A 20,210-nucleotide genomic window follows, 5' to 3' on the forward strand; every position below is an offset into this window, starting at 1 on the left:
CCCCGGACCACCGCCCCATCCACGTCTCATCCCTGGAAGGCCCTCATGCCCGTGCCCCGAAGTGGCCGGCGGCTGCGCCCAGGCCGCCGGGCCGTCCTGGCCGCAGCCGCCGTCGGTCTCAGCACCGCCCTGACGGCGTCGCTCTCCGCCTGTTCGGCCGGGAGCGACACAGCGTCCTCCGGCGTCACCCTCACCTTCTCCTGGTGGGGCAACGACGACCGCGCCCAGCGCACCAAGGAAGCCGTACAGCTCTTCGAGAAGGAGCACCCCGGCGTCACCGTCCGCACGTCGAACTCGGACTTCGGCTCGTACATGCAGAAGCTGGCCACCCAGGCCGCGGGCGGTGGCATCCCGGACGTGGCCCAGCTCGACTACCGGCAGGTCTCCCAGTACGCCGGCGGCGGCGCGCTCCGGCCGCTGGACGGCGACGTCAAGAACAAGGCGATCCGCACAGCCGAGATGGACAAGGAGTTCCTGCGCACCGGCACCTACGAGGGCAAGCAGTACGCAATGCCCATGGGCCGCGGCGTCACCGGATACGCCTACGACTCCGCCGTCTACAAGAAGGCGGGCATTCCCACGCCCAAACCCAGCTGGACCTGGGAGGACTGGGCGCAGGCCAACGAGAAGGTCGCCGCCCTGGACCTGCAGGCGCCCGACGGACGCGACGTGGCGGGCGCCAACGACAACGGTGTCAACGAGGACATCTTCGAGGACTGGCTGCGCAGCCGGGGCGGGCAGCTCTACGCCAGCCAGACGAAGCTCGGCTTCACCGAGGACGACCTCACGGAGTTCTGGACCTTCTGCGACAAGCTGCGCGACAAGGGCTCCACCGCGCAGGCCAAGGACACGTCGCAGGCCACCACCACCGAGACCAGCCCCATGGGCCGCGGGCTCGCCGCGGCCGACTTCACCTGGGACGCACCGTTCCCCGGGTACCCGGCGCTGCTCGGTGACCAGGTCCACTTCGCGCCGGTCCCCACGACCGGCGGGAAGCAGGGCGCGTACTTCAAGCCCTCCATGCTCGTCGGCGTCGGGGCTAACAGCAAACACCCCAAGGAGGCGACCGAACTGGTCGACTTCCTCCTCAACGACCCGCGGGCCGGTGACGCCCTGGGCTTCACCCGGTCCACACCCCCCAACCGGACGCTCGCCACCCGCGTCGGCAAGACCCTCAAGGGGCCGGAGCGGGAGATCTACGCATACGCGCAGCGGTTGGAGAAGTACGGCCTGGACGCCCCGCCGACCGCACCACCGCGGGGCGATGTCGCGATCCAGACCGCTTTCAACCGGGCATACCAGCGCGTGATGTACGACCTGGCCTCTCCCCGGCAGGCGGCGCGCGAACTCATCGACGAGGCCAACAGGGAGCTGCGGTCATGAGCACAGTGTCGACCAGGGCGCCCGCGCGCGCCGACCGCACGACAGAACCGGAGAAGCCGGCCCGGCGACGGCGCTCCCGCCGGGAACAGCAGTGGCCCGCCTACGTCTTCCTGACGCCCTGGATGCTCGGCGCCGCCGTGCTGACCCTGGTGCCGATGGGTGTGTCGCTGTACCTGTCGTTCACGGACTACAACCTGTTCGACCCGCCGAAGTGGGTGGGGCTGCGCAACTACACCGACATGTTCACCGAGGACCCCCGGTTCTGGCGCTCGGTCGGCACGACGCTGAAGTACGTGGTGGTGGCCGTGCCACTCAAGCTGCTGCTCGCGCTCGGGGCGGCGATGCTGCTGAAGAACCTCGGCCGTGGCCGCGCCTTCTACCGCTCCGCCTTCTACGCGCCTTCCCTGCTCGGGGCGAGCATGTCGATCGCGCTGGTGTGGCGCGCACTGTTCAACGACGGGGGTTCCGTCTCCCATGCGCTGAGCGCCGTCGGGATCGACGTCGGCGGCTGGGTCGGCAATCCCGATCTGGCCTGGCTCGTGGTCGTACTGCTCACTGTGTGGCAGTTCGGCGCCCCCATGGTGATCTTCCTCGCGGGGCTGCAGCAGATCTCGCCCGACCTCTACGAAGCGGCGGCGCTGGACGGCGCGGGCAAGTGGCGGCAGTTCGTCTCCGTCACCGTGCCGATGCTGTCCCCGGTCGTCTTCTTCAACCTGGTGCTGGAGATGATCCAGTCCTTCCAGGTGTTCACCCCGGCCTTCGCCATCAGCGGCGGCAACGGCGGCCCCGCCGACTCGACGATGTTCTACACGCTGTACCTCTACGAACGCGGCTTCACCGCCTCCCACATGGGCTACGCGGCGGCCATGGCCTGGCTGCTGCTGATCACCATCGGCATCGTCACCCTGATCCTGTTCAAAACATCCCGGTCCTGGGTCTTCTACGCGGACGAGGAGGGGCGATGAACCTCACCAACAAGCGGTGGCTGCCGCACACGATCGCCGTCGTGGGCCTGCTCGTCCTGCTGTACCCCCTGGCATGGCTGCTCGCCACGTCACTCAAGCCCGCCGACGAGGTGGTCACCAGCCTCGATCTGTGGCCCAGCCATCTGGAGTGGTCGAACTTCACGACCGCCATGGACGGCGTGTCCGACGTCTCCGTGACCCGGCTCCTCAGCAATACGCTGCTGATCGCCGTGGGCGCCGTCCTCGGCAACGTCATCTCCTGCTCGCTGGCCGCCTACGCGTTCGCCCGGCTGCGCTTTCGCATGAGCAAGGTGATGTTCGCCTTCATGGTGGCCACGCTGATGCTGCCGCACCACGTGGTGCTGATCCCGCAGTACATCATCTTCAACCAGCTCGGCATGGTGGACAGTTACTGGCCTCTGGTGCTGCCCAAGTTCCTCGCCACCGATGCGTTCTTCGTCTTCCTCATGGTGCAGTTCATGCGCGGACTGCCACGTGAGCTGGAGGAGTCGGCCCGCATCGACGGCTGCGGACCGTTCCGCACGTACTGGGCCATCACCCTGCCGCTGACCCGGCCGGCGCTGATCACCACGGCCATCTTCACGTTCATCTGGACGTGGAACGACTTCTTCACGCAGATGATCTATCTGTTCTCGCCCGACAAGTTCACGATCACGCTGGCCCTGCGCAGCTTCGTCGACCAGTCCAGCACCTCCGCCTACGGACCCATGTTCGCCATGTCGGTGATATCCGTACTGCCGATCGTGCTGTTCTTCTTCGTGTTCCAGCGCTACCTGGTGCAGGGCATGGCCACCTCCGGACTGAAGGGCTGAGGCGCCATGGCACACGCACCCGCACTGCCTCCGAGCGACCGCCGGGAGCCCGGCGAGATCTTCGGGTCCCGCTTCACCCTCTTCGCCGACATGCTGTTCATCGGCCTCCTCACGGGCGTCGCCTGTCTGCCGGTCATCACGATTCCGGCCGCGTTCACCGCCGCGTCCGCGACCCTCCGGGACACCGCCGGCCATGGCGCTCCGGCCGGAGCCGGTGTGTACGTCCGCCATCTGCGGGCCCGCCTGACGGCGGGCACGCTGGCCGTGGGTCTGGTCCCACCGCTTCTCGTCCTCGTCCTGCTGGTCGACGCCGCGCTGGTGCGCAGCGCGCTGCCGGGGGCGGCCGTGATGGCGCCCGCCCTGGCCCTCACGACCCTGGGCATCGCGGTCGTGGGGCTGCGCGCCACGGGCCTGGACGCCCCGCAGCGGTCGGCCCGCGAGAGCCTGGTCCGCTCGGTCGCCGACCCGCGCGGCACGCTCCTGCTCGCCGCCGCCGTGGTGCTGGCCGCGCTGCTGGCCTGGTCGATTCCGCTGCTCCTGCCCCTCCTGCCGGGGCCGCTCGCGTTCGCCGCCACCGCCGTGGAGCTCCGCTCCACCGCGGACGGCTGAACCGGCCCCTCCCCCGGTCCTCCTCGTCCCCGCCCAAGCACGCTCCACCGGAGAACTCGTATGCACCACACCCATCTGAACGCCGCCGGCCATCCGAGGCCGCAGCTCATCCGGGACCCCGACTGGCACGACCTCAGCGGTCCGTGGCAGTTCGCCCACGACGACGCGGACGTCGGCCGGTCCGACCGCTGGATGGACCCGGACAACACCGAGCCCTTCACCGCGACGATCACAGTGCCGTATCCGCCCGAGTCCGGGGCCTCCGGAATCGGGGACACCGGCTTCCACCCCGTGCACTGGTACCGGCGCACCCTCGACGTGACCCCACCGGCCGCCGACCGGCGCCTCCTCCTGCACTTCGCGGCGGTCGACTACCGTGCCGAGGTCTGGCTGAACGGACATCCGGTCGGCCGCCACGAGGGCGGCCACACGGGCTTCAGCTGCGATCTCACCGACGCCGTCCGGCAGGGCGGGGAGCAGGTGCTCGTCGTCCGGGCCGAGGACCAGCCGCTCGACGCCACGCAGCCCCGCGGCAAGCAGGACTGGCGCCGGGAGCCGCACGCCATCTGGTATCACCGCACCTCCGGCATCTGGCAGCCGGTGTGGTGGGAGGAGGTGCCCGACGAGCACGTGACGTCGCTGCACTGGACGCCCGATGTCGCCGGGGCCCGGGTGCGCTGCGAGTTGCGCCTCGGCAAGTGGCCGCGGCGAGCCCTTGATGTGAGGGTGCGGCTGGCTCTGGGCGATCGGGTACTCGCCGAGCAGCGTGTCCTGACCGACGGGCAGGAAACGGTGTTCGACATAGCGGTGCCCGCTCTCCGCCACGGGCAGGCGCTGGACGAGCTGCTCTGGAGCCCGGAGCATCCGCATCTCGTGGACGCGACAGTCGAGCTGAGCGACGCGGCGGACCACACTGCGGTGGACCGTGTCACGTCCTACCTCGGACTGCGCGAAGTCGGCTGGGACAGCGGGCACTTCCTCCTCAACCACAAGCCGTACTTCCTGCGCTTCGCACTGCAGCAGGGGTACTGGCCGGGGTCCCACCTCTCCGCGTCGGACGACGAACTGCGCCGGGACGTCGAACTCGCCAAGGACGCCGGGCTCAACGGGCTGCGCATCCACCAGAAGCTGGAGGACCCCCGCTTCCTCTACTGGGCCGACCGCCTCGGTCTGCTGCTGTGGGAGGAGATGCCCTCCGCCTATACGTTCGGCACAGCCACGGTGCAGCGGGTGGTCGCCGAATGGACCGAGGCGATCTCCCGTGATCTCAGCCATCCCTCGATCGTCGCGTGGGTGCCGATCAACGAGTCCTGGTCCGTCCCGAACCCCGCCCTCGTCCCCGCACAGCGTCACTTCATGGATGCCCTCTACCACCTGACCAAGTCCCTCGACCCGTCACGCCCCGCGGTCTCCAACGACGGATGGGAGATCTCCGCGGCCGACATCTGGGGCGTCCACGACTACACCCAGCGCGCGGAGGTGCTGCGCGAACGCTACGGCCACGACTCGCTGCGACGAGGAGATCTCACGGATCCGTGGCCCGGTCCGAAGCAGGTCCTCCTGGACGGTGTGCGTCACCAGGGACAGCCTGTCGTGCTCAGCGAGTTCGGCGGGGCCACCTTCGAACCGGCCGAGGGCGCCGAGTGGTTCGGCTACGACACCGTTGCCACGAAGCAGGAGTTCGCGGAGCGTCTGGCCGACCTGGTGGGGGCCGCTGTGGACTCCGGACTCGCCGGCTTCTGCTTCACCCAGTTCACCGACACGGAGCAGGAGATCAACGGCCTGTTCACAGCGGACCGCGGGCTAAAGATCCCCATGGATGAGCTGCGCACCATTCTCACCCGGCCCCACCGCAGGTGAGCGCAGCCTGAACCCGGCGTGCGCGGGAGCCCCTTGCTCTTCCCGGCCGGTCCTGCACCGGGGCCGGCCGCACCCGGACGCGGTCCGGGACCCGTCCCCGGACACCGGCCGTAATCTGCCGCCGCAAGGGGGAGGCGATTCCCCGGGTCGGATGACGGTGGCAGGTGATGACCGATGGCTGACGACGCACATTTTCCGGAGTATCGGGCGGGAACGGGGACAACGGGTGCCCGTGGTCTGGGGCTTCCCGCGCTGGGGACGTTCGGGATCCTCGCCGGGATGGCCCAGATCGCGAGGAACGGTGCACCTCCGCTGGTGCTCCTCGGACTGCCGGTCCTCCTGGTCGTGCTGTATGTGCTGATGCGCGTTGCGGCCAGGCGGAGTGCGACGATCACCGGGCCCGAACACGTGCTGGTGCGGGTGCCGTTCCGTACCCGCAGGACGACGTGGCGCGACATCCAGGCCATCGAGATCCACTCCAACCCTGCCGCGGTCGGCGACAGCAACGTCATGGCGGAGTACGCCGTGCTCTACGACTGCCACGGGCGTCAGACGTCCCTTCCGCATCTCAACAGCAGGGCCCAACTCGCGCTGCACGACGAGGTGCGCGACCTGCGCGCGCTGTGGGAGCGGCTGCGCGGGGACGACTGGGTTGCGCTCCCTGAGGTCGCGGCGAAGGTGGTCAAGGTGCGCCGGACGACGGACAGGGCGCGCGCGTGGACCGTCGCGAGCCTGGCAGCGGGGGGCGCCATGGTCGGCACCGTCGTGCTCTTCCTCGTCCTGGTGCTCAGCGGGGCGCTGGACGATCTGGACGGGCCCATGACGGTGCTGCTCTCACCCGGGATGATCTTTGTGGTACCGGTCGTGGTGTACGCCGCCGTGCTGGTGTCCTACTCCCGCCGCAGGCGCAGGGAGCGGAACACGGAAATCCGGTGAAGACCGCGCGTGTCGCCGCGCTCTCTCCGTATGGTCGGTTCACACGCGGCATGCTGCGGTGTTCCGGATCATGGCGGAGGGGAAGTCGCAGTGCACCTGGGCAGGACGGTCGGTGGCCGCTACCGGCTCACGCACGGCCCGCTGAGAGGCGGAACCGGCGAGGTATGGCTGGCCCGTGACCGGCAGTTGGACCGCGACACGGTACTGAAGCGGGTGACGACGGGCGACGAGAGCGGCGCCGGTTTCGACCGGCTGCGGACGGAGGCCCGTGTCCTGGCCCGGTTCAGTCACCCGCATGTGGTGACCCTGTTCGACGCGGTGCGGTTCGGCCGGGGGCGGCGGGCCGCGTCCTGGCTCGTGATGGAGTACGTGTCCGGCGGCAGCCTGGAGGACCGTCCGCCGCTGGCACCGGAACGCGCCGCACGCATCGGCGTTCAGCTCGCGGACGCACTGGTCGCCCTGCACGCCGACGGGATCGTGCACGGTGACATCAAGCCCGGCAATATCGTGGTCACCGGCGACGGGCTTGCCAAACTGGCCGACTTCGGTGCCGCCTACCGTGTCGGCGGTACGGAGACCATCACGTTCAACGGTGCCGTCAGCTACACGCCCGACTTCGCGTCGCCCGAAGTCGTCCGCGGACAGCCGGAACCCGCCTCGGACATCTTCTCCCTCGCGGCCACGCTGTGCGCTCTGGTGACCGGCGAACCACCGCGTCCCCGCGGCGCCGGCGCCACCGACCGCTACGTCGCGGAGCGTCGGGCGGCCCGCGGCGTCGTCGAACTGCACGCGGTCGCCGACGAGATCGGGCCGCTGGGCGACATCCTCCCGGCCATGCTGGACCGCAGCCCGGGGAACCGGCCCGGTGCGGCCGAGGTCCGCACGCGGCTGGAGGAGATCGCGGGACTCCAAGAGCCCCTTCCGCCTGCCCGCAGTGCGCAGGATCCGCCGCCGTCCCCCTCCCGGGAAGGCGGCGGGGGGACGAATCCGGACGGGAGCAACACCCGAGGCGCGCAGGGCTGGTGGCGCCGCCCTGCGGCACTGGTGTCGGCCCGCGGGCCCCGGCCGCTCGTTCTCGGAGCTGCGGCCGTCGCCGTCGTCGCGGCTGTGGTGTGCGCCGAATTCGCGCTGCCTGCGAAGGGGCCCGGGCCGGAGGGGCAGAAGGAGGCGGGCTCCTCGGCTTCGCAGGCGGCGGACATGCTGTCCGCCATCGGGGATCACCGTACGGCCGACCCCTGCGCCCTGATCAGTCCGTCCGCACTCGCGCGATTCGGTGAGGCACAACTCGACCCGGCCTACGGCAACTTCGACCGGTGCGACGTGCTGGTGGACACCGGTTCCGGTGCTCCCGTCGATGTGAAGGTCACCTTCGTCGACGGTGGCCGATCGGAGCTGTCGAGCGTGAAGAGGAACACCGGGACGGTCAGCGTGGCCGATCTGCCCGCCGAAAGCGGGGCGTGCGGCAGGACGCTCCAGCCGGTCGGCGACGACGACGTGCACATCGAGGTCGTCGCGGAGCGGGACGGGGGGACGACGCAGCTCTGCGCTATGGCGGAGGTGGCCACCTCCGGAGCCGTCAAGGCCCTCAACCAGGGTGAGATCGAACGGCGTTCACCATCGGCCGGCTCGCTGGTGCATGAGGACGCGTGCACCCTGCTGGACGCCGACGCACTTGAGGCCGTTCCCGGCATCGACGCGAGACGGCCACGTATCGGGTTCGGGAACTGGGACTGCGAATGGGAGAGCACCACCAACGGCATGTGGGTCGAGTTGCGGTTCGATCGGGGACAGCCTCCGACTGCTGCCGACGGCACGATCACCCGTATCGGCGGTCGCGACGCCGTGGTCCAGCCGGACGCGGAGGGCGAGCACACCTGTCTCGTCCGGCTGGTTCACCGTTCGTACGACGACCCGGACGGCAACCCGGTCGTCGAGACGTTGAACCTGGCCGTCGGCGGCGACCGTTCGGCCGATCGGCTCCGCAGAACGGCGATGGACCTTGCGGCTGCGGCGGCCTCGGGCGTCGGGGCGGGGTGACGAGGTGGGGAGCGACGCTGCCGTCTCCCCCGGTGCTGTCTCCGCCGACCGGGGCGGGCCCGGTGGGGCTGTCATCGGGATGGCAGATTCGGAGCTGCTGGAACCTGCACGGTGGGCTGATCGTTAAGCCCGATATGCCTTCTGTTCTCGTTCTTGGTTTCGACCCTCACGCGGTGCCTGGCATGGACGGTGACGCCATGCGCGCGGTCCTGGACAAGGAACTGACCCGTTTCGGCGAACATGGCATCGCCGCTTCCATGACGCTGGTCGCGCCGGATGAATCAGCCGAGTCCGCGGTGGTCGCGGCACTGTCCGAGCAGGACTGGGACGCCGTCGTCATCGGCGGCGGGATACGCAAGCCTGAGCCCCTTGTGACGTTCTTCGAGCAGGTCGTGAACCTGGTCCGGCGGCATGCTCCAGGAGCCGCGATCGCGTTCAACACCAGCGGCGGCGACAGCGTCGAAGCAGCCGAACGGTGGCTGTGAAGCCCAGCCCCTGAGCTGAACCACCCTGCCGGGCCTGTGGACCCTGGCCGACGTGTCCGCCCACGCGCAGCCGCGAACGTGAAGCCGGGGGTCGACGGCAGGCCCGCTGGCGTCGGCCACAGCCGCTATTTCTCCGGGTAGAAGACGAGCACAGCGGTCCCCTTCACGAGCGACTTCAGCCGGAACCCGAGCTTGTTCAAGCCGCCGGAGCCGCCGGGCCCGATCTCCGTGCTCATGAAGGAGCCGCCCTTGCCGGTCGCCTCCAAGGTCACCGAGTGGGCCGCGACCCGTGCGACCGAGACTCCGGTGACCCCGAAGCGGGGGTCGACATCGATGGGCGTCGCCTTCGACACGGCGATCTCACACCGCCCGTCGGCGCACGCCCCGACGTCGGTGCCGTCAGCGGCTGCGGTGTCCGTCACCGAAGGCTTGCTGGAAGGCGCGGGCGAGGAGGCGGCGGCCTCCTTCGTCGTGTGCGGCGAACGCGTCGCCGCGGGGCCCGAGGAGGACGGCTCCGCCCCCCGTGCGGAGCCGTCGTCCTCGGAGTCCGTTCCGCAGCCCGCCAGGACCACCAACAGGCTCAGCGCTGCTGCGGCGGCCGCGTGCCGCTGCCGGTATCCGACGCCAATCATCGGTCGCTCCCTCTCTCTCGTGGGCCCGGCCGGGCAGCGGCCGTTCGCTCGGGGACAGTTGTAGCGCAAGGATCTCGGGACGGGTCCCGACCGGACAGGGGAGACTGGCGCACGACGCCCGGCACGAACGCGACGTGCCCGAAGAGGAGGCCGATGATGAACAGTCCTGCCAGCCTGGCGCGCGGCGTCGACCCCGCCGGGCCCGGCACGCTCCACGCCCGCTCGGTCGCCGGCGGCATCAAGGTCACCCCGCAGCCCGGCCGTACCATCCGGTTCGGCCGCGGTGAACACCCCGAGACGGACCTGCCCGTGGGCGACGACGACCTACGGGTCAGCCGCAGGCACGGGGAGCTGACCTACCGCAAGAACCTGTGGTGGCTGCGCAACACCGGAAGGCAACTCGTCCGGCTGCCGCACGGCCGGCTGATGCATGCCAGCTCCGAGCCGATCCCCCTGGCCACCGGCTACACACCGCTGTTCGTGAAGGGCTCGGGCTACCGGGAACATCTGGTCGAGCTCTACGTGACGGGCCACGACGAGCCGGGCCTCGTGCCGCGCCGCCGGATGGACACCCTGCCACCGAAGGTCTGGCCGCTGGACGACGACGAGCGGCTTCTCCTGGTCGTCCTGGGTCAGCACTATCTCCTGTACGAGGACGGCCCCCGGCCCCTGTCCTACCGTCGCGCAGCCGCCCAGCTGGGCTACCTGTGCCCTGCCGCCAACTGGAGCGAACGCAGGATCGAGCACAGGATCGTCGCCGTGCGCCGCCGCCTCCAGAACGCGGGCTTCCCCCACCCGCTGCTCCACGACAAGGAATCCGGCGCGCCCAGTGACAACAACCTCCTGCACAACCTCCTCAAGGGCCTGGTCGAGTCCACCACTCTCGTACCACCCGACCTGGAGCTGATGGACGACTAGGACGCGGGGGTGTCCACCGGTAGGACGCGGGGGTGTCCACCGGCGAAGTCCGGGGACACCGGCCGCTTCTCCCCACTGGCCCGGGCGTCCTCGAAGAACTGGGACCGTGGCCTTGACGGGTGAGGCCACGGTCGGCCGATCATGGCCCCATGACTCGCGCTCTCTCGACGCAGCCCGCCATCACCGCAGGCTCGCTCGCCAGTTCGCCCCAACCCGTGCTCCCGGCCGCCGGTGGCCTGTTGCTGCGCCCCTGGGGCGGAGGCGACGTACAAGGATTCCTCTCCGCATACCGCGACGCCGACATCCGTCGCTGGCACACCCGACGGCCGTCGACCGAGGCGCAGGTCCGGGAGTGGTTCGACGCCTACAGCCGGGACTGGCAGCAGGAGAAGGGCGGCCACTGGGCGGTAACCCGTGACGGCGGCGAGATGGTCGGACGGATCGCCCTGCGCTGCCTGGACTTCGACGACGGCGTCGCCGATGTCGCGTACTGGGTGCTCCCTGCCGCCCGCGGCGCCGGCGTCGCCACCCGTGCCGTCGCCACGCTCACCGACTGGGCCCTGGACGAGGTCGGTTTCCACCGCCTGCAGCTGGACCACTCGACACGCAATGCGGCATCCTGCGCGGTCGCCACAAAGTCCGGCTACCTGCTGGAAGGCACCAAGCGCAGCGCCGCCGTGCACGACGACGGACGACACGACATGCACCTGCACGCCCGCATCCGTGGTGACGATCCCGGCCTGCCCCTGACCGGCGGAGCCTGATCGGGCCCGGGAGCCGGAAGGGACAACCCCACGTGGTTTCAGGGGTTTCCCAAAGTGTTCGGAGGCCTCCGTCCTCCTAGCGTGCAGCATGGCAACTTCCCTGCCGGTGCGAGCACGCCCACGGTGACGTACTGCCGTACGTCACCACCCGCAACACCTCCCGCGACATGGACGTCATCCGGGCCCCCTCGGCGAGGGCTTGCCTGCGTCAACGCGTACCTGCGGACGGGGCGGCTCCCCGCGCACGACCTGTCCTGCGGGGCGTAGTTCCCTCGGCAACTCCTGCTGTTGATTTCTGATCGTTAACGCAGGTGACTGACGTTCACATACGTAGAAAGAATGCCGTTGATCTGGGTCTCTCTCGCGCTAATCCTCAACACCTTCCACTCATTCATGAACCGGGCCGGAGAAGATCCAGAATCTCGATGTTACTTTCTGGTCGACTATGTTGACACCCGTCTGAGCGCATGTGACCGTTACGGCACTTGGCCCTGGCCTGCACGTGCACTGTTCGTCCCTCGACGGAAGTGAGAGACATGAGCTCAGGAATACGCCGCCGCAGCATCCTCACAGCGGCCGCGATCGCAAGCGCAGCGGGCTCGCTCGCTCTGGCCGCACCGGCTTCGGCGCAGCCGGTCCCCGCGGCCGACGGCTCGTCAGGCGGCGTACTGCCCGCCGAGGACGGCTACGAGCTGTGGCTGCGTTACCGGCGGATTCAGGACCCCGATCGGCTCAGGCGGTACCGGGACGCGTTGGGCTCCCTGGTCTGGCAGGGTGGCGGTCCGGTCCAGCGTTCGGCCGTGGACGAGTTGGTTCGCGGGCTGTCCGCTCTGCTCGGCACCCGGGTGACGCCGCGCGCCCAGTCCTCTTCGGACAAGGGGCTCGTGGTGGGCACGCCGGCGAGTTCGGCCCTGATCCGTTCTCTCGTCCCCGCGGCCGACCTGGCGGAGCTGGGCGACGAGGGCTATGTCATCCGCCGGGTCACCAAGGCCGGCAGGACCCGCATCGTGGTGGCGGCCCGCGCCGACCGCGGCGTGCTCTACGGCGCCTTCCACCTGCTCCGGCTCGTACAGACCCAACAGCCCCTGGAACACCTCGCGCTCACCGAACGGCCTGCCGCGCCGCTCCGTGTGGCCGACCACTGGGACAACATCGACGGCTCGATCGAGCGAGGCTACGCGGGCCGGTCCTTCTTCGACTGGGAGAAACTGCCTCAACTCGACGACCGGTACACGGACTATGCGCGCGCCCTGGCCTCCCTCGGCATCAACGGCGCCGTGATCAACAATGTCAACACGCCCGCGACATACCTCGCCGAGCCATTCCTCACCAAGCTGGCCGCTCTGGCGGGCGTACTGCGCCGCTACGGCGTGACCCTGTACGTCACGGCGAACTTCGCCGCCCCCATCGACCTGGACGGGCTCGACACCGCCGATCCGCTGGACCCGGGGGTGCGCAGTTGGTGGGCGAAGAAGGCCAAGGAGATCTACGGCAGGATCGAGGACTTCGGCGGCTTCCTGGTGAAGGCCAACTCCGAGGGCCGTCCGGGCCCGTTGGACTACGGACGCACCCATGCCGACGGCGCCAATCTCCTCGCGGGCGCGCTGAAGCCGTACGGCGGCATCGTGATGTGGCGTGCGTTCGTGCACGACACCGACGCGAAGTGGGACCAGCAGGGCTACCTCGACTTCACTCCGCTGGACGGGAAGTTCGCGGACAACGCCGTTGTGCAGATCAAGAACGGGCCGATCGACTTCCAGGTCCGTGAACCCGCCCACCCGCTGTTCGGCTCCCTGCCGCAGACCAACTCGATGATCGAGTTGCAGGTGACACAGGAGTACACCGGCCACTCCACGCATCTGTGCTACCTGGTGCCTCAGTGGAAGGAAGTCCTCGACTTCGACACCCTCAAGGCCGGACCGGGCAGCACCGTGGCCCGTGTCGTGACCGGCCGGGTCCACTCCTACGCGCACTTCGGATTCACCGGCGTGATCAACTTCGGTGACGACAGGACCTGGACCGGCTCCCACCTCGCCGCTGCCAACACCCACGGCTACGGGCGGCTGGCATGGAACCCGGATCTGTCGGCGGCCGAACTCGCCGCGGAGTGGACCCGGATGACGTTCGGCAACGACCCGCACGTCGTCAGTACCGTCTCCGACCTCCTGCTCGGCTCCTGGCACACCTACGAGGAGTACACCTCACCGCTGGGCACGGGGTACATCACGCATCCGCCGGACGGCTCGGTGACCGGGCACTTCGATCCCAGCCCGACCACGACCACCCAGTTCCACAAGTCGGACCGCGAGGGCCTCGGCTACGACCGCACGGCCGCAACCGGCAACGGCTACACCGAGCTGTACGAGCCGGCGATCCGCGACGCCTACGAGTCCCTGGACGACTGCCCGGAGGAACTGCTCCTCTTCCTGCACCACGTGCCGTACACCCACCGGCTGGACAGCGGGAAGACGGTGATCCAGCACATCTACGACACCCACTTCTCCGCCGCGGAGCGGGTATCGGACATGGGCGAGTCCTGGCACGGGCTGCGCCGCCGCATCGATCACCGCCGGCTCACGGAGGTGCACCGCCAGCTGGGCGAGCAGTCGGTCCAGGCGGCACGGTGGCGGGACACCCTGGTCGCCTACTGGTTCGATCTGAGCCGGATCCGTGACGCGCGCCGCAGCTGGCTCCAGGCCTCCGTCGCCCCGGCCGACACGGCACTGCTGGGCGGCGAGCGCAATGAACTGCCCGTGCAGGTGGTCAACGCGACCGGCTCGGGGCTGCGCACGGACATTGCGCTCGATGTGCCCGAGGGCTGGAGCTCCGAAAAGGCGACGTGCTACGTGGCCTCCGAAGGGGACGAGACGGTGAAGGTGACCGTGGTGCCTCCGGCAACCCCGGCGCTCGCCACCCTGCACGCGCGCCCGAGCTCGGGTTCGGTGCAGATCCTCGACTCCTCGCTGCGCAGCCTGGCCAAGGCGGTCGTCGTCCCGCCCGCCGCCCGCTGCGTGCACGCGCTGGACGCGGGACCCTCCACCGCACCGGTACTCAAGGACTACACCCGCCTCGCGCCCGACAGCAGTTGGCAGGAGGGCGCCGGCTTCGGCTGGGTGGGCAACACACCCGACGCCACCGACACCGGACTCTTCGACGTCGTCCGGCGGGACTACGTACGGGACAGCGCCCCCGCCGTGCTGCGGTTGAAGCTGCCTGCGGGCGGCTGCACGGCGCATCTGCTCACCGGCGACCCCAACACGTTCAACAGGCCGCTGATCGTCCGGGTGGACGGAGTCGAAAGGACCCGCAGCGAGCAACTCGACGGCCGGGAGTTCAGCTGGCTCCGGATCCCGCTGGACGGCGGTTCCTCCGGACGGGAGGTGGACCTGGAACTGTCCGCGCAGGAGGACCAGACCTGGCATCTGAGTGCCTGCGTCGTCCTGGCGGACGAGTCGTCGCCGTAAGGAGCCGCCCCGGGCGGCCTCGCGGGTCGCCCGAGGCTCCCCGTGGGGCCCTCGGCGCCCTCGGTCACCGGCCCTCGGCCCCGCGCATTCACTAAGGCAGGTTGATAAAGTAGCCTTAGTACATGAACGATGACCTGAACCCCGATCGAGTCGCCCCGGCCCTGCTGGCGAGCATCGGTGTGCTGGTACGCCGGGTGCGCCAGGTGCCGGTCGACGGCGGGCTCACGATGCCCGAGCGGACCGCACTCTCGCACCTGGACCGCTCGGGCCCCACCACCTCCTCGGCCCTGGCCCGCGAAGTGCAGATCACCGCACAGGCCATGGGGGCGACGCTCAGCGCGCTGCGGGTGCGTGGCCTGGTCGAACGCCGTCCGGATCCGCAGGACGGCAGACGCGTGGTACTGACAGTGACCGACGCCGGCGTGCAGGCTCTCAAGGACAAACGCAACGCGCGGGCCGAACTCCTGGCCCGGGCCCTGACCAGCAGCGCGTTCACCCAGGCGGAGCTGGAGCAGCTCGCGGCGGCCGCGCCGCTGCTGGAGCGGCTGGCCCGGAACATCTGATGCGCCGACGCAACCATCAGGAAGCAAGCTGATGACGGACCCTCCCAAGACGCGCGCCCCGCGCCGCCCGGCCGATGCCGACCGGTACAAGTGGACGGCGCTGTCGAACACGACCGCCGCGGTCTTCATGTCCGCACTGGACGGGTCCATCGTGCTGATCGCCCTGCCGGCGATCTTCCGCGGTGTGCACCTGGACCCGCTGGCTCCGGGCAACATTGCCTATCTGCTGTGGATGATCATGGGGTACCGGCTGGTCCAGGCCGTCCTGGTGGTCACGGTGGGCCGCATGGGAGACATGTACGGCCGGGTCCGGATCTACAACTGCGGGTTCGCCGTCTTCACCTTCGCCTCCATCCTGCTGTCCTTCGATCCCTTCGAAGCCGGCCACGGGGCGATGTGGCTGATCGGCTGGCGCCTGCTGCAGGCCGTCGGCGGGTCGATGCTGACAGCGAACTCGGCCGCGATCCTGACCGACGCCTTCCCCGAGGAGCAGCGCGGCTTCGCCCTGGGCATCAACCAGGTCGCCGCCCTGGCCGGGATGTTCATCGGCCTGGTCGCCGGCGGTCTGCTGTCGGCCTGGGACTGGCGGGCGGTGTTCTGGGTGAACGTGCCCGTCGGCGTGTTCTTCACGGTGTGGGCCTACCGCACCCTGCGCGACACCAGTAAGCGCGGCGGCGGCCGGATCGACTGGTGGGGCAACATCACCTTCGCGGTGGGCCTCAGCGCGGTCCTGATCGCGGTCACCTTCGGCCTGCAGCCCTATGACGGGCACACGATGGGCTGGACCAATCCGCTGGTGGACGTGATGGTCGTCGGCGGGCTGGTGCTCCTGGTGTCGTTCGTCGCCATCGAGAAGCGTGTCTCCGCGCCGATGATCCAGCTGAGTCTCTTTCGCCTGCGAGCCTTCACCTTCGGGAACCTGGCGGGCCTGGCCATCTCGATCGGCCGGGGCGGGATGCAGTTCGTGCTGATCATCTGGCTGCAGGGCATCTGGCTTCCGCTGCACGGATACGACTACGGCGATACGCCGCTGTGGGCCGGCATCTTCATGCTGCCGCTGACCGCGGGCTTCCTCGTCGCGGGCCCGGTCTCCGGATATCTCTCCGACCGGCTCGGCTCCCGGGGCCTGGCCACCGGGGGCGCCCTGCTGTTCGGCGCCAGCTTCCTCGGCCTGATGCTGCTGCCGATCGACTTCAGCTACTGGATCTTCGCCGTGCTGATCGCGCTCAACGGAATCGCCAGCGGCATGTTCGCCTCCCCCAACTCCTCCTCGATCATGGGCAGTGTGCCCGCGCAGTTGCGCGGGGTCGCCTCCGGCATGCGCGCCACCTTCCAGAACTCCGGCACCGCTGTCTCCATCGGTGTGTTCTTCTCCCTCATGATCGCCGGGCTGGCCGGCAGCCTCCCGCACACCCTCACCAGCGGACTGGAACAGCAGGGGGTGCCGGCCCACGTCGCAGCACAGGTAGGCAGTCTGCCTCCGGTCTCGTCGCTGTTCGCCGCCCAGCTCGGCGTCAATCCGGTCCAGCATCTGCTGGAGCCGAGCGGGGCCCTCACTCACCTGACGGCCACTCAGCAACAGGCACTGACCGGACGTGAGTTCTTCCCGGGTCTGATCTCGGGACCCTTCCACTCCGGTCTAGTCATCGTGTTCGCCTTCGGCGCCACCCTCGCCCTCCTTGCGGCGCTCGCCTCCCTGCTGCGCGGCAACGGCCACGCAGCAGGGATCCCACTACCGCACACTCCCGCCACCGGCGACGCCTCCGCCGCTGCGCCCGACGGCCGGACAGGGAAAGCCGCGGGCAGGACCGGCTCATCACCCGCTTCCGGCACCCAGCCGCCACCCACAGGAGAACCATCCCCATGACACTCACCGCAATCGACCCGATGCCCGCACTGGTCGTGATCGATCTTCAGAACGGCATCGTCCGGGCCCACAGCAACACTTCGGTCACCGCCTCCGTCCAGCAGTCCAGCCACCTGGCCGCCGAGTTCCGGCGGCTCGGACTGCCCGTGGTCCTGGTCAACGTCACCGGACGCGCGCCGGGGCGCACCGAGGCCGGACGGCCGGGAAGTACGGACACGCTGCCGCCCGGCTGGGCCGATCTCGTCGACGCCCTCGAAGTCCGGCCGACGGACCATCTGATCTCCAAGCGGCGGCGCAGCGCGTTCCACGACACCGGGCTCGACACGCTCCTGCGCGATCTCGGTGTCACCCAGATCGTGCTGGCCGGCATCTCGACCAGTGGAGGCGTCGAGTCGACGGCCCGTTCGGCTTCCGACCACGGCTACCACGTCGTCCTGGCCACCGATGCCATGAGTGACCCCGATGCCGACGCCCACCACCACAGCGTCGGGCGCGTCTTCCCCAAGCTCGGCGAGACCGCCACCACCGCCGAGGTCGTCAAGATGATCGGGGCAACGCGATGACCCTGCTCGGCCGGCTCCTGAAGAACCGCAGAGCGGGCGAGGCCCATGCGGCATGGAACCTGCCCAACCTGATGGGTCCCGAGTTGCCGGCCCTCACCAGCCGGGGCTTCGGCGACGGCGGGACCATCCCGCGGGCGCACTGCGCGAAGAGCGTCGGTGGCGACGACCTCTCCCCCCACCTGGTCTGGGGCCCGCCGCCGCCCGGCACCGCACAGCTCCTCCTGGTCGTCGAGGACCTCGACGTTCCCCTGTCCAAGCCGGCCGTGCACTGCGTCGCCCTGATCGAACCGTCAGCCGGTGACCTGGAGCCCGGCGCCCTGGCCGCGCGCCGGCCCGGCCCCGGGGTGCGGGTGCTGCGGTCCACCGTCGGACGCGGCTACCACGGCCCCGCTCCCGTCAAAGGACACGGTCCGCACCGCTACACCTTCCAGCTGTTCGCCCTGTCGGAGCCGGTGGACGGCCCCGGTGCACCCCGGGTGGGCCGGGCACGGCCCCGCGCCCTCCTGCGCGGCATTGCCGCACCGGTCCTCGGCCGCGCGCGGCTGACCGGCCTCTTCGAACGCTGACACCTGAGACGCCACGGGCCGAGAACCGGGCGGCGAAGGAGGGCCGGGTCCGCGACGGGCAGGCGCATGCCGCCCTCGTCGGCAAGAACCACTGGGTGATCACCAAACCCTGGAGTGAGGGAGAGGGGCGACCGCCCCAGGGGGGAACACAGCGGTACTCCCCCGATTTCCGCGCGGGGGGCTACCCGGCCGGCGCGTAGTTGTAGATCGAGGGGACGGCCATGCCGGACTGCGGGGTGATCTTCACGGTCCCGTCCGAGACGTGGAGGTAGCTCATCCGGTAGAAGGGCACGAACCAGCCCTCCTGGACAAGGTGCTCGTTGAGCTCGTGCGCGGCCGTCTTCGCCTCGGCTCCGCTCCCCGTCTGGATACGGGGCAGCAGTTTCTGCGTCTCGGCGTCCGTGGTGCCGAACATGTTGAACGCCCCTGGTGCGACGAGGTCGTTGGCCGCCGCCCAGTCCGATGGGGGCTGACCCATGTTCATGACCATGCCGGAGTAGCGACGGTCCGTGAAGACCTTCTGTACGGCGGTGGCGGCGTCCAGCGTGTCCCACACGAGTGTGACGCCGATGGCCTTGAAGTCGGACTGGAGCGAGGCGGCGAGGGCGTCGTTGACGATCGCCGGGATGCGGGGCAACTTCAGGGTGAACCCGTCGGCGTACCCGGACTCCTTCAACAGCGCCTTGGCCTTGACCGGGTCGTGGGAGTAGTACGAGTCGAGCTTCTTGTCGTACGCCTGTGTCTCGGGGCCGAAGATCTGCGCGGTGGTCTCGCCGCGTCCCTGACGGATCCGGTCGAGCATCGTCCCCCGGTCCACGGCATAGTTCAGCGCCTGCCTCACCCGCGGGTCGCGCAGGGCCGGCGTCACCTTGCCTCCCCGGTCGAAGAGCAGGAGCCCTTGGAAGTCGATCTCCTGTTTCTGCGTCGTGACCCCGGGGTCGGACTCGATGGCCACCTGCTGGTCGGCGGACTGCAGGAGTGCCGCGTCGACCTGTTTGGTCCTGAGGCCGTTGGCTATCGCGGTCTCGTTGTCGAAAAAGCTGATGGTGATGTTCTTGTACGGGAGTTCCTTGCCCCAGTACTTCGGGTTGCGCCGGTAGGACCACTTCGTGCCGACCGTCGTCCTCGTCTTGTCGAGGCGGTAGGGGCCCGTGCCGTCCGGCGTCGTCTTGAGGGTGTCGCCCTTGGCGAACTGCTTGGGATTCGCCATCAGGCCGGGGGCGTCGCTCAGGTAGAACTCCATGGCCGGGTTGGGCTGCTTGAGTTTCAGCGTCACGTGCCCCGCGTCGGCGACTTCGACCGACTCCAGGTCGCCGAGCCACTTGGCGTCGGCTCCGCCGGCCTTCTTGAAGCGCTCCACGTTCGCCTTGACCGTTGCCCCGTCGAAGGCGCTGCCGTCGGCGAACCGAACACCCTTGCGCAGCGTCAGGGCGAGTTCGGTGCGATCCGCGTTGTACGTCCATCGTGTCGCCAGCATCGGGCTGAAGGCGCCGTCGGGCTCTCGCTTGATGAGGGTGTCGTACACCGGTTGGAAGAACGGCAGGGCGCTCCCGGTGGCGACCGCCGGGTCGAGGCTCTGCGGGAGAGTCATCGTCGCGATGTTCAGGGTCGAGGATCCGGTGCCCCTGGCGCCGGCGTCGGTGCCCCCGCATCCCGCGAGGGCGAGTGATGCCGCGACGCAGGCGGCCACTGTCACGGTTCGGGCGTTTCTGCTCATGTCTTGCGCTCCGTCTGGAGAGCCGGGGCATGACCGCCCCGGCGAAGA

Annotated in this window: 17 protein-coding genes; 15 read left to right on the plus strand and 2 right to left on the minus strand. The window is 69.5% G+C overall.

Annotated features, from left to right (window positions below; genetic code table 11):
* Positions 1-45 precede the first annotated feature (45 nt).
* From ACFVW8_RS11585 to ACFVW8_RS11620, 8 genes are all read left to right on the plus strand, one after another.
* Positions 46-1,383 carry an ABC transporter substrate-binding protein gene (locus ACFVW8_RS11585; protein ID WP_389688573.1) on the plus strand — a complete coding sequence of 446 codons (1,338 nt, stop codon included), beginning with the start codon at positions 46-48 and terminating at the stop codon, positions 1,381-1,383.
* Complete coding sequence (locus ACFVW8_RS11590) at positions 1,380-2,348, plus strand: carbohydrate ABC transporter permease (RefSeq protein ID WP_389688574.1); 969 nt, start codon at positions 1,380-1,382, stop codon at positions 2,346-2,348. The genes ACFVW8_RS11585 and ACFVW8_RS11590 overlap by 4 nt, the downstream gene beginning before the upstream one ends.
* The gene (locus tag ACFVW8_RS11595; protein WP_389688575.1) at positions 2,345-3,181 is read left to right on the plus strand and encodes a carbohydrate ABC transporter permease; all 837 of its coding nucleotides are present in this window, start codon (positions 2,345-2,347) and stop codon (positions 3,179-3,181) included. The genes ACFVW8_RS11590 and ACFVW8_RS11595 overlap by 4 nt, the downstream gene beginning before the upstream one ends.
* Positions 3,182-3,187: 6 nt before the next feature.
* A complete protein-coding gene (locus ACFVW8_RS11600) occupies positions 3,188-3,790 on the plus strand; it encodes a hypothetical protein (RefSeq protein ID WP_389688576.1) in 603 nt (200 codons plus the stop codon).
* Positions 3,791-3,850: 60 nt separating this feature from the next.
* Positions 3,851-5,650 (plus strand): glycoside hydrolase family 2 protein, encoded by a 1,800-nt coding sequence (locus ACFVW8_RS11605; RefSeq protein WP_389688578.1) that lies wholly within the window; start codon positions 3,851-3,853, stop codon positions 5,648-5,650.
* A gap of 279 nt (positions 5,651-5,929) precedes the next feature.
* A complete protein-coding gene (locus ACFVW8_RS11610) occupies positions 5,930-6,586 on the plus strand; it encodes a hypothetical protein (protein WP_389688581.1) in 657 nt (218 codons plus the stop codon).
* A 90-nt stretch (positions 6,587-6,676) separates the two neighbouring features.
* Positions 6,677-8,623 carry a serine/threonine-protein kinase gene (locus ACFVW8_RS11615; protein ID WP_389688583.1) on the plus strand — a complete coding sequence of 649 codons (1,947 nt, stop codon included), beginning with the start codon at positions 6,677-6,679 and terminating at the stop codon, positions 8,621-8,623.
* A 134-nt stretch (positions 8,624-8,757) separates the two neighbouring features.
* A complete protein-coding gene (locus tag ACFVW8_RS11620) occupies positions 8,758-9,108 on the plus strand; it encodes a hypothetical protein (protein WP_389688584.1) in 351 nt (116 codons plus the stop codon).
* Between the two features lie 125 nt (positions 9,109-9,233).
* Here the strand turns inward: ACFVW8_RS11620 and ACFVW8_RS11625 are convergent, their stop codons facing one another.
* Positions 9,234-9,740, minus strand: coding sequence for a hypothetical protein (locus ACFVW8_RS11625; RefSeq protein ID WP_389688585.1), 507 nt, complete (start codon positions 9,738-9,740; stop codon positions 9,234-9,236).
* Positions 9,741-9,896: 156 nt separating this feature from the next.
* Between ACFVW8_RS11625 and ACFVW8_RS11630 the strand changes: the two genes are divergently transcribed.
* The 7 genes from ACFVW8_RS11630 to ACFVW8_RS11660 all read left to right on the plus strand — a co-directional run bounded on the left by ACFVW8_RS11630 (position 9,897) and on the right by ACFVW8_RS11660 (position 18,445).
* Positions 9,897-10,658, plus strand: a complete 762-nt coding sequence (locus ACFVW8_RS11630) for an FHA domain-containing protein (RefSeq protein ID WP_389688586.1) — start codon at positions 9,897-9,899, stop codon at positions 10,656-10,658.
* Positions 10,659-10,807: 149 nt separating this feature from the next.
* Positions 10,808-11,422 carry a GNAT family N-acetyltransferase gene (locus tag ACFVW8_RS11635; RefSeq protein ID WP_389688587.1) on the plus strand — a complete coding sequence of 205 codons (615 nt, stop codon included), beginning with the start codon at positions 10,808-10,810 and terminating at the stop codon, positions 11,420-11,422.
* Positions 11,423-11,958: 536 nt separating this feature from the next.
* On the plus strand, positions 11,959-14,886 hold the full coding sequence (locus ACFVW8_RS11640) for an alpha-glucuronidase family glycosyl hydrolase (protein ID WP_389688588.1): 2,928 nt from the start codon (positions 11,959-11,961) through the stop codon (positions 14,884-14,886).
* A 122-nt stretch (positions 14,887-15,008) separates the two neighbouring features.
* Positions 15,009-15,449, plus strand: coding sequence for a MarR family winged helix-turn-helix transcriptional regulator (locus tag ACFVW8_RS11645; RefSeq protein WP_389688589.1), 441 nt, complete (start codon positions 15,009-15,011; stop codon positions 15,447-15,449).
* A 31-nt stretch (positions 15,450-15,480) separates the two neighbouring features.
* Complete coding sequence (locus ACFVW8_RS11650; RefSeq protein WP_389688590.1) at positions 15,481-17,316, plus strand: MFS transporter; 1,836 nt, start codon at positions 15,481-15,483, stop codon at positions 17,314-17,316.
* Positions 17,313-17,879, plus strand: coding sequence for an isochorismatase family protein (locus ACFVW8_RS11655; RefSeq protein WP_389688591.1), 567 nt, complete (start codon positions 17,313-17,315; stop codon positions 17,877-17,879). The genes ACFVW8_RS11650 and ACFVW8_RS11655 overlap by 4 nt, the downstream gene beginning before the upstream one ends.
* Positions 17,876-18,445: a YbhB/YbcL family Raf kinase inhibitor-like protein gene (locus ACFVW8_RS11660; RefSeq protein WP_389688593.1), complete on the plus strand. Its 570-nt coding sequence runs from the start codon at positions 17,876-17,878 to the stop codon at positions 18,443-18,445. Before ACFVW8_RS11655 ends, ACFVW8_RS11660 begins: the two co-directional genes overlap by 4 nt.
* 181 nt (positions 18,446-18,626) lie before the next feature.
* Here the strand turns inward: ACFVW8_RS11660 and ACFVW8_RS11665 are convergent, their stop codons facing one another.
* Positions 18,627-20,162 (minus strand): ABC transporter substrate-binding protein, encoded by a 1,536-nt coding sequence (locus ACFVW8_RS11665; RefSeq protein ID WP_389688595.1) that lies wholly within the window; start codon positions 20,160-20,162, stop codon positions 18,627-18,629.
* Between the last annotated feature and the right edge of the window lie 48 nt (positions 20,163-20,210).

Origin of the sequence: Streptomyces sp. NPDC058221, assembly GCF_042882365.1 — a bacterium.
GTDB lineage: Bacteria > Actinomycetota > Actinomycetes > Streptomycetales > Streptomycetaceae > Streptomyces.

Excerpts from the sequence above, each read along its gene's own strand:
- ACFVW8_RS11585 (WP_389688573.1), top strand. The coding sequence starts at position 46 with ATGCCCGTGCCCCGAAGTGGCCGGCGGCTGCGCCCAGGCCGCCGGGCC.
- ACFVW8_RS11590 (WP_389688574.1), top strand. The coding sequence starts at position 1,380 with ATGAGCACAGTGTCGACCAGGGCGCCCGCGCGCGCCGACCGCACGACA.
- ACFVW8_RS11595 (WP_389688575.1), top strand. The coding sequence starts at position 2,345 with ATGAACCTCACCAACAAGCGGTGGCTGCCGCACACGATCGCCGTCGTG.
- ACFVW8_RS11600 (WP_389688576.1), top strand. The coding sequence starts at position 3,188 with ATGGCACACGCACCCGCACTGCCTCCGAGCGACCGCCGGGAGCCCGGC.
- ACFVW8_RS11605 (WP_389688578.1), top strand. The coding sequence starts at position 3,851 with ATGCACCACACCCATCTGAACGCCGCCGGCCATCCGAGGCCGCAGCTC.
- ACFVW8_RS11610 (WP_389688581.1), top strand. The coding sequence starts at position 5,930 with ATGGCCCAGATCGCGAGGAACGGTGCACCTCCGCTGGTGCTCCTCGGA.
- ACFVW8_RS11620 (WP_389688584.1), top strand. The coding sequence starts at position 8,758 with ATGCCTTCTGTTCTCGTTCTTGGTTTCGACCCTCACGCGGTGCCTGGC.
- ACFVW8_RS11625 (WP_389688585.1), bottom strand. The coding sequence starts at position 9,740 with ATGATTGGCGTCGGATACCGGCAGCGGCACGCGGCCGCCGCAGCAGCG.
- ACFVW8_RS11630 (WP_389688586.1), top strand. The coding sequence starts at position 9,897 with ATGAACAGTCCTGCCAGCCTGGCGCGCGGCGTCGACCCCGCCGGGCCC.
- ACFVW8_RS11635 (WP_389688587.1), top strand. The coding sequence starts at position 10,808 with ATGACTCGCGCTCTCTCGACGCAGCCCGCCATCACCGCAGGCTCGCTC.
- ACFVW8_RS11640 (WP_389688588.1), top strand. The coding sequence starts at position 11,959 with ATGAGCTCAGGAATACGCCGCCGCAGCATCCTCACAGCGGCCGCGATC.
- ACFVW8_RS11645 (WP_389688589.1), top strand. The coding sequence starts at position 15,009 with ATGAACGATGACCTGAACCCCGATCGAGTCGCCCCGGCCCTGCTGGCG.
- ACFVW8_RS11650 (WP_389688590.1), top strand. The coding sequence starts at position 15,481 with ATGACGGACCCTCCCAAGACGCGCGCCCCGCGCCGCCCGGCCGATGCC.
- ACFVW8_RS11655 (WP_389688591.1), top strand. The coding sequence starts at position 17,313 with ATGACACTCACCGCAATCGACCCGATGCCCGCACTGGTCGTGATCGAT.
- ACFVW8_RS11660 (WP_389688593.1), top strand. The coding sequence starts at position 17,876 with ATGACCCTGCTCGGCCGGCTCCTGAAGAACCGCAGAGCGGGCGAGGCC.
- ACFVW8_RS11665 (WP_389688595.1), bottom strand. The coding sequence starts at position 20,162 with ATGAGCAGAAACGCCCGAACCGTGACAGTGGCCGCCTGCGTCGCGGCA.